Genomic DNA, 8807 nt, shown 5'->3' with positions numbered 1-8807 from the left:
GGGCGAGCTGGCCGTTGACCACCACGTGGCTGACCCCGGTGGCCAGCTGATGCGGCTTCTCGAAGGTGGCGTGGTCCTGGATCTCGGCGGGGTCGAAGACCACCACGTCGGCGAAGTACCCCGGCCTCAGGAGGCCGCGCTCGCGAAGGCCCAGATTGCGGGCCGGCTGGCCCGACAGCTTGCGGACCGCTTCGGGCAAACTCAGGCGCTTCTCCTCGCGGACGTACTTGGCCAGCAGCCGGGCGAAGTTGCCGTAGGCCCGCGGATGGGTCGACGAGAGCAGGAACACGCCCTCGGGCGCCTGGGCCTCGGCGTCCGAGCCGAAGCTGATCCAGGGCAGGGCGGTCTGGCGGGCGACGTTCTCTTCGCTCATCAGGAAATAGACGACCTGCACGCGGCTGCCGTCCTCGATGACGAGGTCGATGGCGGCGTCTTGGGGGCTGACGCCGCGTTCCTTGGCTACCTGGGCCAGGGTCTTGCCCGTAAGCGGCTTCAGCTTCGGGTTCTTGAAGCCGACCAGCAGGGTCCCATCCGCGCCGGCGTGGCGCATGAGGTTCTCCCAGCTCGTGCTGTCGGCCAGCATCTCGGCCTTCACCTTGGCCCGGGTGGCGGGGTCCTTCAGCCGCTCGATCCACTTCTCGACGCCGCCGGCCTGCACCCACACCGGCATCGCCGCATCCAGGCCGGTGGAGCCCGCCGGATAGGTGTACATGTCGGCGGTGATCCGCAGCCCCTGGGCGCGGGCGGCCTCGATCCTGGCGATGGCCTGCTCGAGCTTGCCCCAGTTGGCGCGGCCGGTAGCCTTCAGGTGGTAGATCTCGGCGGGCGCGCCTGAGCGGCGGGAGATCTCGATCAGCTCGTCGATCGCCTCCAGCAGGCGGTTGCCCTCCGAGCGCATGTGGCTGATGTACATGCCGCCGCAGCGGCCGGCCTCGGTGGTCAGGGCCACCAGTTCGTCGGTCTCGGCGTAGTTGCCCGACGCATAGATCAGCGAGGTCCCGACGCCCATGGCGCCGTCCTCCATGGCCTGGACGACCAGGGCGCGCATGCGGGCCAGCTGTTCGGGCGTGGGATCGACGTCGTCTTCGCCCAGGACGTTCACGCGAACCGTCTCGGCGCCGACGAAGGAGGCGACGTTCTGCGAGACGCCGCGGGCTTCCAGATGGCGCAGGTACTGGTCCAGCGTGGTCCAGGCGATGTCGTATTTGACGTCGCCCTGGCGGCGCAGGTCGGCCGCCTTCTGCGCGTCGCTCCAGGGGCCCATGGACGAGCCTTCGCCCATCACCTGCAGGGTGACGCCCTGCTTGAGCTCCGAAAGGCCGCGGCCGTCGTGCAACAGGGCCTCGTTCGACCACGACAGCATGTTGATGAAGCCGGGCGAGACCGCCTTGCCGGCGGCGTCGATGGTGGTGTTCGCGGCCCCTGCGGGACAGCGGCCGACGCAGACGATGCGGTCGCCACGCACGCCCACGTCGCCTCGGACGGCTGGCGCGCCCGAGCCGTCGTAGATCTCGCCGCCGCGGATCAGCAGGTCGTAGGTCCTGGGGCTCGCGCCCCCGCTGAGGACCAGCACGGCGGCCAGGCCGGCGGCGGTGGCTAGGGATTTGTGCATGGGCGACTCCCCTCGAAGGGAAGAAGCCTAGCCTCAGCGCTTGCGGACGAACACCGTGCCGGCGGAATAGCCGGCGCCGAACGAGCAGATCAGGCCCGTCTCGCCCGGCTGGAAGTCGTCGTTGGCCTTGTGGAAGGCGATGATCGAGCCGGCCGAGGAGGTGTTGGCGTACTCGTCCAGGATGATGACGTTCTCGCCGGGCGCAGGGTCCCGGCCCAGGACGCGCTTCCCGATCAGCTCGTTCATGTTGATGTTCGCCTGGTGCAGCCACAGCCGCTTCAGGCCGGTGGGATCGATGCCCAGATCGCCGGCGTGTTCGACAATCATTTCCGAGACCATCGGCACCACTTCCCGGAAGACCTTGCGGCCCTCCTGCACGAACAGCTTGTCGGGCTTGCCGACGCCATCCGGATCAGCGCGGTTCAGGAAGCCGAAGTTGTTGCGGATGTTGTTCGAGAACTGGGTCTTCAGCCGCGTGCCGAGAATGTCCCAGCCATTCGTCGCCTGGTCGGCGCGCTCGACGATCACGGCGGTCGCCACGTCGCCGAAGATGAAGTGGCTGTCGCGATCGCGGAAGTTCAGGTGGCCCGAGCAGATCTCGGGATTGACCATCAGCACGGCCCGCGCCGAGCCCGTCGTCACGAAATCCGCCGCAGTCTTGATGCCGAAGGTGGCCGACGAGCAGGCCACGTTCATGTCGAAGGCGAAGCCGCCGATGCCGAGCGCCTGCTGTACCTCGATAGCCATGGCCGGATAGGCCCGCTGCATGTTCGAGGCGGCGCAGATCACCGCGTCGATCTCCGAGGCGGGCTTTCCCCATCGGGCGATGGCGTCCTTCGCCGCCTCGACCGCGATCTCGGCCAGGACCGAGAGCTGTTCGTTCGGCCGCTCGGGGATGATCGGGCGCATCAGGTCGGGATCGACCAGGCCGGTTTTGTCCACGACGTAGCGCGACTTGATGCCCGACGCCTTCTCGATGAACTCGGCGGAGGAGGGGGTCAGCGCCTGGACTTCACCGCGCGCAATGGCCTCGGCGTTGGTGGCGTTGAAGCGCTCGACATAGGCGTTGAACGTCTCGACCAGCTCCGCGTTCGTGAGGCTGAACGGCGGCGTGTAGAGCCCCGTCGCGGCGATCACGGCGTCGTTCATTCGGCTACTCCCCGATGCAGGCGCGCTTGATAGCACGACCCGCCCGGCCGTCAGCCGGCATTGTGGCCGCAGGGCCACAGGTCGTCCGTGAACAAAGCTTCGCCACAGAACCGGCCGGCCCAGGCCGCGTTTGACGCCGAACTCAACCCGGCTCGGGGGAGCTGTCCAATGAAAGAGTGGAGTACAAGAAACATGAAAGCTCTCTTCGCCGCGGCCTCCGTTGCCGCCATCGCCTTCACGGTCCCCGCCGTCGCCCAGGCCCAGACGGCGCCCACCAGCGGCGTCTACGGCTCGGTCGGTTACGCCAACGTCGACGGCGAGGGCGTGAACCTGGGCGCCATCCAGGGCCGCCTCGGCTACCGCATGAACAGCTGGCTGGGCGTGGAAGGCGAGGGCGCGATCGGCATCCAGGACGATGACGTGAACATCGCCGGGACCGACGTGAACGTCGACTTGAAGCACCAGCTCGCGGGCTATGTCGTGGGCTTCGCGCCGCTCAGCCAGAACACCGACCTGTTCGCCCGCTTCGGCTACGGCACGACGAAGATCAAGGGCTCGGCCGGCGGCGTCTCGGCGTCGGACGATGGCTCGTCCTGGAACTACGGCGTGGGCGCCCAGCACCACTTCGACGGCGTGAACGGCGTCCGCGTCGACTGGACCCGTCACGACTTCGACGGCGGCAACGCCGACGTCTGGTCGATCGGCTATACCCGCCGCTTCTAAGGGGCGCCTTCCAGATGTGACACGAAGCCCTCCCGGCGACGGGAGGGCTTCTTCTTGACCGGACGCCTGCGCCCGCCCACGCTCGCCGCAAAACAAGGGGAGTGAGGCCGGTGGGCCAGGCGTTCTTCATTCAGCTCTTCGCCTCCGGATTGGCGGTGGCGCTGCTGGTCGGCTTGGCGGCGTGGGCCAAGATCGCGCGGCCGACCGGACCGCTGGACGAGGCCAAGGCCCGCGCCCTGCTGGCCGACGAATTCCCCGACCGCCGCCTGGATGCCGTGTGGGTGGCGTCGGACGGGGCGGGCGCGCTCGCGAAGTCCGGCGGCCTCGCCCTCGTGATCTGCCGCCTGGGCGACGGCTACACCGCCCGCCAGATCCCTTGGGCCCAAGCCCTGCAGGCCAGCTTCCGCCAGGGGCGGCTCTGTGTTGACCTGGCCGACGTCGCCGCGCCCAAGGCCTTCCTCAACCTGCCGGCCTGGCCGCCGAAGGACCTGGCGGCATGAAGGCGGTCGACCCGGTCACGCTCGCGACGCCGTTCTTCATCCTGACGATCATCCTCGAGATCGTGCTGACCCGGATGGGCAAGCTGCACGCCAACTACGAGGCGAAGGACACCGCGGTGTCGCTGGGCATGGGGCTGGGCTCCACCGTGGCGGGCGTGCTGCTGGGGGGCGTCACGGCGGCGGCCAGTCTCTGGGTATACCAGTACCGCCTGTTCGACATCCCGATGACCGCCGTCTGGGCGTGGGTGGCGATCTTCTTCCTCGAGGACCTGACGTACTACTGGTTCCACCGCCTGGCGCACGAGCGGCGGTTCTGGTGGGCCAGCCATGTGAACCACCACTCCAGCCAGCACTACAACCTGTCCACCGCCCTGCGGCAGACCTGGACCGGCGGCGTGGCCGGCACGTGGCTGCTTTGGCTGCCCCTGGCCTTCGTCGGCTTCCCGCCCGCGATGATCGCGATCCAGAAGGGCATCAGCCTGGTCTATCAGTACTGGATCCATACCGAGGCGATCCGCCGGCTGCCGAACTGGTTCGAAGCGGTGTTCAACACGCCCTCGCATCATCGGGTGCACCATGCCAGGAACCCGCGCTACCTCGACCGCAACTACGCCGGGGTGCTGATCATCTGGGACCGCCTGTTCGGCACGTTCCAGCCCGAGCTCGACGAGGAGCCGTGCCGCTACGGCATCGTGAAGAACCTCGGCACCTTCAACATCGTGCGCGTGGCCTTCCACGAGTGGATCGGCATGGCCCAAGACATCCTGCGCCAGCCGAAGCACATCCTGGGCTGGATGTTCGGCCCGCCCGGCTGGAGCCCCGACGGAAGCCGCGAAACCAGCGCCAAGCTGAAGGCCGACTGGGAGGCCCGGCAGGCGAGGGCGTCCGCGCCGAAGCTCGACGAAGCGGCCTAGTCCCGCAGGAGCGGCAGGCTGAGGCCTGAGACGGGACGCGCGTCCAGCACCTCCCGGCGGAAGCGGAACAGTTCTGCCGGGCGACCGCCGGTCTCGACGTCCAGCCGGCCCAGGCCCTCGACCAGCTCGGCGCGTTCCAGGGCGCGGCGGAAGTTCTGCTTGTGCAGGGGGACGCCCGCGATGGCCTCCACCGTGCGCTGCAGGGCCGACAGCGTGAAGGCCTCGGGTGTCAGCTCGAACACGACCGGGCGGTACTTCAGCTTGCCGCGCAGACGGCCAAGGGCCGTGGCCAGGATCCGGCGGTGGTCCGAGATCATCGGTTCGCCCATGGCGGCCTTCAGGGCGTCGTCCTGGCGCGGCGGGGCCTCGCCGCGGTCGCGAGCGGCCTCCTGAACCAGGCCCGCCTCGTAGAGCAGTTCGTATCGCTCCAGCACGCGCTCCTCGTTCCAGGGGGCGCCGTCCAGGGCGAAGAGCAGGCGCACGCGGGCCAGTCGCTGGGCGCCGCCGTCGGCCCAGGCGCGCAGCGCGGGCTCGATGGCCTGCAGCGCGGCCGGCCGGCCCTGGCGCCAGTCCTCCCAGGGGAAGAAGCGCGCCCAGGGGCGCCATTCGCTCCCCTGGAACTGGGTGTCGACGGCGGCCGGCGCGAGGGCCAGGTAGCCGACCGAGATCACCCGGGCCAGGCCGCCGCCGTCGCCCGTGACGCCGACGTCCGCCAGCGGCGCATCGCGGCCCTTGTCGCCGAAGGTGTAGAGCTGTTCGACATAGCCCAGGTTGAACCGGGTCTGCTCGGTCACGAACGCCCGCATCGCCAGCTCGAAGGTGCGGTGCCCCTCCGGATCGAAGGGGCCGAAGGGCAGGCCGCAGAACTCGGCCCCGCCGGCCTTGTGACGCACGGTCAGCACCACGGCCTCGCCGTCGCGGATGGCGACGACCACGGCGGAAAGGCCGATGACCACCATGCTCATTCGGTGTCGAACGCCTGGGCGTGCGGCCGGTAGCCGGCGGCTTCCGACAACACCTCGAAGCGGTGCAGGTATCGTTCCTGGGCGTCGAACGGCGCCTGCGGCTCGATCTTCAGGCTGTAGCCGGCCGGGGGGGCGCCGAAGAAGTCCAGCGCCTCCTCATGGGTGAAGCCCGCCAGCTGGGTCGCCTCGAAGAAGGCGCAGGCGCGGTCGGCCTGCTTGATCAGCTTCTTGACCGCCAGCGGCGTCTTGGCAGGCAGGCCGAAGCGCACGTGGATGGCGTTCTCCAGCCGCTCCTCGAAGAGCTTGTAGTCCATGCCCAGCGCCGCCTTGAACGGGCTGATCATGTCGCCGATCACATATTCCGAGGCGTCGTGCAGCAGGGCGGCGAGGCGCCAGCGCGGCTCGATATCGGGCTGGATGTGGGCGACGATCTCCTCGACGACGACCGAGTGCTGGGCGACCGAGAACGCGTGCTCGCCCACCGTCTGGCCGTTCCAGCGCGCAACGCGCGCGAGGCCATGGGCGATGTCCTCGATCTCGATGTCGAGCGGCGAGGGGTCCAGCAAGTCGAGCCGGCGGCCGGACAGCATCCGTTGCCAGGCCCGCGGCGTCTCGCGCGTTCGGCGCAGCCCTTTCCTCACCGGCGCATTACCTCCACAGTCGAGGCCGTGAACTGGCCCAGGACCCGAGAAAGATCAATGCAGGGGCAGGTCTTCCGGTCCAGCACGGGGCCTGATCTGGGGCTGATGAGGATGGACGAATGAGCTGGGCCCGCATCATGGCGCCCCTCTCGGGCGGACAGGGCGACCGCGCGACGGTCGCCGCCGCCGCAATGCTGGCCGAAGCGTTCGGCGCGGAGCTCGCGGCCGTCTACACCCCGGCCGACGTGGCTGACGTCATGCCCTGGATGGGCGAGGGCTTCATGGGCGGCGTGCAGACGACGGCGCTGGAATCCCTGAAGGAGGCCGCCCAGGCCGGCGAGAAGAGCGCCCGCGCCGCGCTGGAGACGGTGGCCTACGCCAAGAAGCAGTTCATCGCCCTGCAGACGCCGGTCTGGGCGGGGCTGTCGGCCGAGAGCCGGCTTTCGGACGTGGTCGTGTTCGGCGCCGACCCCGCGCGGGGCCGGGGGCCGCTCGCGGAGGCCTTCCAGCAGATGGTGGCCGACGAGCAGCGGCCGGTGCTGGTCGCGCGCGAAGGCTTGAGGATCGGCGGAACCGTGGCGGTGGCGTGGGACGGCGGCAAAGAGGCCTCGCGCGCCGCGCGCCTGGCCCTGCCGCTGCTGGAAAAGGCCGCCCGCGTGGTGATCCTGGCCGCGCCCAAGGCCAGTTCGCGGGCGTTCGACGCCGCGAAGCTGCAGGCCTACTACGCCGCGCGCGGCGTCCAGACCGAACTGAACGTGCTGCCCGACAGCGGCGACGCCGCGCCGGCCCTGCTGCACGCCGCAGCCGCTGCGGGCGCCGAGATCCTGGTGGCCGGCGCGTTCGGCCATCCCAGGCTGCAGGAATTCATATTCGGCGGAACGACCCGGACGCTGCTGAATTCCGACCAGCCATCCCTATTTCTATCCCACTAGGTGGAGGTGACGTCATGACCCTGTCGCGCATCGTGATGCGGCTTGCTCGCAATCCCGGCACGGAGTTCGCCGGCGGCGACGACCATCGCGGCTATGCGTTGACGGCGCCCCTGACGGCAGAGGGCATGCTGGACGAGCAGGCCTATTCCAAGGCCCGCGACGCCTGCACCGTGCGCCGCTTCGCGCCCGACGAGGACCCGATCGACGGCCGTCTGGCGCGCAAGGGTTCGCGCTGGTTCTTCGATTACGACGAGGAGGACGCCGCTGACGACGAGCCGGTCCACCGGCTGGGCGAGCACCGGTTCGCCGTCGGGGAATACGTGACCGTGACCGATGAGGACGGCCGGCCCCTGACCTACAAGGTCGTCGAGGTTCAGCCCGCCGGCTGAACCTGAGGCAAGGTCGTCGAGGTCCAGCTGGGCTAGACGCCCCCGTTCTTGCGGACCAGGCGCTTGATGTCGCCGTACACGTCGTCGCCGTCGTGGACGTCGCTCTTGGACCGCATGATCGCCACGGTGAGGGGCCCCGTCTTGGGGCCGCCGGCCTCGTAGCCGACGACGCGGTCGCCCTGAGGACCTTCGGCGTGGCTGATGAAGGTGGCGCGGATCCCTCGCTTGTGGCGCGACAGGGCTTCGCCCTTCAAGCGCACGTCGCGACGGATGTGAATGACCGCGTTTTCGCCGTCGGCATCCAAGTGCAGCGGCCCGATGCGGACGCTGGCCGAGTCGTCTTCCTCGTCGGCGACGATGTGGATGCCAGGCAGGTTCACACGCGTCGTGCCGCCACCCTCGGCGACCACGACCTTGTCGTCCTTCACGTGGACGTCGACGCCCTCGTCCGAGGCTCCAGATCTGTCGGCCGAGGCGACGCCGCCGGCGTCGGCCGCGGCCTGCTGGGCGATGCGTTGCGCCTCGTCCGCGCTGCCAGGCGCGGCCTTGGTGTCGGCCGCCGGCAGGGTCTTGGCGTCGGCGATCTCGGCCTGCGCCAGCAGGCCGTTCTCGATCTGGTCCAGGGCGGCGTAGGCGCTGCCCGTCACCGGCACGAGCCGCAGGTCCACCTCAAGTCCGTTCTTGGCCACATAGGTGCAGCTCTTGCCGTCGGCGGCCTTGGCCGTGCGCGTCAGGTCGCCCTGGGTCGCAGGGCAGTCCAGCGTCGCCCGCGGGGCCTTGGCCTGGGTGCAGGCCGCCAGCGGGATCATCGAGACGGCGGCGAGGAGAAGCAGCGGCTTCATGTGACAAGGGCTCCGGTCCGTTCGCTTCAGAACGTGGCCGGAGCCCTCGAAAAAGGCGAGTGAATTCGCCGTAAGCCGGTGGTCGCTACTGGCCGGGCCGCGCCGCGCCCTCGCGCCTGGCCTTCCTGGCTCGGCGCGAG

Annotated in this window: 10 protein-coding genes; 5 read left to right on the top strand and 5 right to left on the bottom strand. The window is 69.5% G+C overall.

Features of this window, described 5'->3' with window-relative positions; translation table 11 throughout:
• Together RIF93_RS15825 and RIF93_RS15820 are read right to left on the bottom strand one after the other, a co-directional pair.
• Positions 1–1612: D-aminoacylase (locus tag RIF93_RS15825; protein WP_309092411.1), on the bottom strand; the 1612-nt coding region annotated here is incomplete at its 3' end.
• 33 nt (positions 1613–1645) lie between these two features.
• Complete coding sequence (locus tag RIF93_RS15820) at positions 1646–2761, bottom strand: beta-ketoacyl-ACP synthase III (RefSeq protein ID WP_309092410.1); 1116 nt, start codon at positions 2759–2761, stop codon at positions 1646–1648.
• Between the two features lie 192 nt (positions 2762–2953).
• On the opposite strand from RIF93_RS15820, the gene RIF93_RS15815 reads away from it, so the two are divergent.
• From RIF93_RS15815 to RIF93_RS15805, 3 genes are all read left to right on the top strand, one after another.
• Positions 2954–3484 carry a porin family protein gene (locus tag RIF93_RS15815; protein WP_309092409.1) on the top strand — a complete coding sequence of 177 codons (531 nt, stop codon included), beginning with the start codon at positions 2954–2956 and terminating at the stop codon, positions 3482–3484.
• A gap of 110 nt (positions 3485–3594) precedes the next feature.
• Positions 3595–3984, top strand: coding sequence for a hypothetical protein (locus tag RIF93_RS15810; RefSeq protein ID WP_309092408.1), 390 nt, complete (start codon positions 3595–3597; stop codon positions 3982–3984).
• The gene (locus tag RIF93_RS15805) at positions 3981–4898 is read left to right on the top strand and encodes a sterol desaturase family protein (protein WP_309092407.1); all 918 of its coding nucleotides are present in this window, start codon (positions 3981–3983) and stop codon (positions 4896–4898) included. The genes RIF93_RS15810 and RIF93_RS15805 overlap by 4 nt, the downstream gene beginning before the upstream one ends.
• On the opposite strand, the gene RIF93_RS15800 is transcribed toward RIF93_RS15805, so the two are convergent.
• Both RIF93_RS15800 and RIF93_RS15795 read right to left on the bottom strand, forming a co-directional pair.
• Positions 4895–5857, bottom strand: a complete 963-nt coding sequence (locus RIF93_RS15800; RefSeq protein WP_375163888.1) for an NAD regulator — start codon at positions 5855–5857, stop codon at positions 4895–4897. The genes RIF93_RS15805 and RIF93_RS15800 overlap by 4 nt on opposite strands.
• A 2-nt stretch (positions 5858–5859) precedes the next feature.
• Entirely contained in the window at positions 5860–6504 is a 645-nt protein-coding gene (locus tag RIF93_RS15795) for a YfbR-like 5'-deoxynucleotidase (RefSeq protein ID WP_375163887.1), read from the bottom strand.
• Positions 6505–6623: 119 nt separating this feature from the next.
• Here RIF93_RS15795 and RIF93_RS15790 point away from each other — a divergent pair, with 119 nt between their 5' ends.
• Both RIF93_RS15790 and RIF93_RS15785 read left to right on the top strand, forming a co-directional pair.
• Positions 6624–7436: a universal stress protein gene (locus RIF93_RS15790; RefSeq protein WP_309092405.1), complete on the top strand. Its 813-nt coding sequence runs from the start codon at positions 6624–6626 to the stop codon at positions 7434–7436.
• Between the two features lie 14 nt (positions 7437–7450).
• Complete coding sequence (locus RIF93_RS15785) at positions 7451–7825, top strand: hypothetical protein (RefSeq protein WP_309092404.1); 375 nt, start codon at positions 7451–7453, stop codon at positions 7823–7825.
• A gap of 32 nt (positions 7826–7857) precedes the next feature.
• Here RIF93_RS15785 and RIF93_RS15780 read toward each other — a convergent pair whose 3' ends face one another.
• Positions 7858–8667 carry a hypothetical protein gene (locus RIF93_RS15780; RefSeq protein WP_309092403.1) on the bottom strand — a complete coding sequence of 270 codons (810 nt, stop codon included), beginning with the start codon at positions 8665–8667 and terminating at the stop codon, positions 7858–7860.
• Between the last annotated feature and the right edge of the window lie 140 nt (positions 8668–8807).

The sequence above is a fragment of the Phenylobacterium sp. genome (assembly GCF_031181185.1).
Classification (GTDB): Bacteria; Pseudomonadota; Alphaproteobacteria; order Caulobacterales; family Caulobacteraceae; genus Phenylobacterium.
This window is presented reverse-complemented; position numbering and strand designations above follow the sequence as displayed.

Coding starts and splice junctions, on each gene's coding strand:
- RIF93_RS15820 (WP_309092410.1), bottom strand. CDS start 2,761: ATGAACGACGCCGTGATCGCCGCGACGGGGCTCTACACGCCGCCGTTC.
- RIF93_RS15815 (WP_309092409.1), top strand. CDS start 2,954: ATGAAAGCTCTCTTCGCCGCGGCCTCCGTTGCCGCCATCGCCTTCACG.
- RIF93_RS15805 (WP_309092407.1), top strand. CDS start 3,981: ATGAAGGCGGTCGACCCGGTCACGCTCGCGACGCCGTTCTTCATCCTG.
- RIF93_RS15800 (WP_375163888.1), bottom strand. CDS start 5,857: ATGGTGGTCATCGGCCTTTCCGCCGTGGTCGTCGCCATCCGCGACGGC.
- RIF93_RS15790 (WP_309092405.1), top strand. CDS start 6,624: ATGAGCTGGGCCCGCATCATGGCGCCCCTCTCGGGCGGACAGGGCGAC.
- RIF93_RS15785 (WP_309092404.1), top strand. CDS start 7,451: ATGACCCTGTCGCGCATCGTGATGCGGCTTGCTCGCAATCCCGGCACG.
- RIF93_RS15780 (WP_309092403.1), bottom strand. CDS start 8,667: ATGAAGCCGCTGCTTCTCCTCGCCGCCGTCTCGATGATCCCGCTGGCG.